The following is a 1,156-nucleotide window of genomic DNA, read 5'->3' as shown; positions in this document are numbered from 1 at the left end:
TCTTGGATGATGAAAATGTAGGATATTGATGCTTGCCGGGCGGGTGGCCGCCCGCCCGGCAGCTGGTTGTCGGATCGTCACCTTCTTAGCCGTTTGGGGCTGTGGAGAGCAGGATCGCAACCGGCTCTTCATCTGGCCCGTGTGGTTGCAGGAACCTTGGGGTTCGTATCCAAGACAGGGACGACGAAGTTGACAGATAATAGCATGATCTGTGCCGGAATCGATGTCGGCAAAAGCCATCTCGACATTGCCCTCCATCCCGGCAACGCAAGGCTGAGGGTCACTTACGACACCGCTGGCCTGACGGCGCTTGACGCCTTTCTTCGAGAGCATGACGTCAGCCGCATCGGCTTCGAAGCCTCTGGCGGCTATGAATGGCGGCTGCTGGCGCATCTGCGGGCCGGCGAGCGGCCGGCGGCGCGTCTGCAGCCGGCACAATTGCGTTTCTTCGCCAAGAGCCGGCTCAAGCGAGCCAAGAACGACCGGCTCGATGCCGCGCTGATTGCACTCTTCACGGCAAGTCTCGAGCAGTTGCCGGCGCTGCCGGACGCACGCTTCGACAAGTTGGCCGCCGAACTGACCTATCTGGAACAGATCGAGCAGCAGATCGCGCTGGTCAAGACCTTTGCCGAGACCGCCTTGTCGGAGGCGATCAAACGCCGTCACGCGCGCGAGGTCGCCCGCCTCGAAACCTGCCGCAAGGCCCATCTGCTGCGGCTCGAAAAGACGGTTCGCGACGATTGTGACCTGGCGCAACGGCTCGATCTGCTGATCTCAATCAAGGGGATCGGGTTGCGCAGCGCCCTGTGTCTGATCATTCGGCTGCCCGAACTCGGCCATGCCAGCCGCGCCGAGATCGCCGCCCTTGCCGGCGTCGCACCCTATGACGACGATAGCGGAAAACATCACGGCAGACGCCGCATCCAGGGCGGTCGCGAACGCCTGCGAAAGAGCCTGTTCATGTGCGCATTCACGGCAACCCGGCACAATCCGGATCTCGCCGCTTTCTACACGCGCTTGCGTCAGAGCGGAAAGGAACACCTGTGCGCCGTTATAGCCGTCGCCCGAAAACTCATCGTCCTCGCCAACACAATCCTCTTTCGCAAGACCGAATGGACGCCACAATACAGCAAAAATTAAACATGGTTGCTCCCCG

Annotated in this window: 1 protein-coding gene; it reads left to right on the top strand. The window is 61.2% G+C overall.

What is annotated here, in order from left to right; genetic code table 11:
* Positions 1–204: 204 nt before the first annotated feature.
* The gene (locus ATY29_RS01280; RefSeq protein ID WP_244597325.1) at positions 205–1,140 is read left to right on the top strand and encodes an IS110 family RNA-guided transposase; all 936 of its coding nucleotides are present in this window, start codon (positions 205–207) and stop codon (positions 1,138–1,140) included.
* Positions 1,141–1,156 lie beyond the last annotated feature (16 nt).

Origin of the sequence: Rhizobium hidalgonense, assembly GCF_002914525.1 — a bacterium.
Classification (GTDB): Bacteria; Pseudomonadota; Alphaproteobacteria; order Rhizobiales; family Rhizobiaceae; genus Rhizobium; species Rhizobium hidalgonense.
The sequence above is the reverse complement of the archived record's forward strand: the minus strand, read 5'-3'. Positions and strand labels throughout refer to the sequence as shown.

What these genes read in the sequence shown, in the direction of transcription:
- ATY29_RS01280 (WP_244597325.1), top strand. Translation starts at nt 205, where the DNA reads ATGATCTGTGCCGGAATCGATGTCGGCAAAAGCCATCTCGACATTGCC.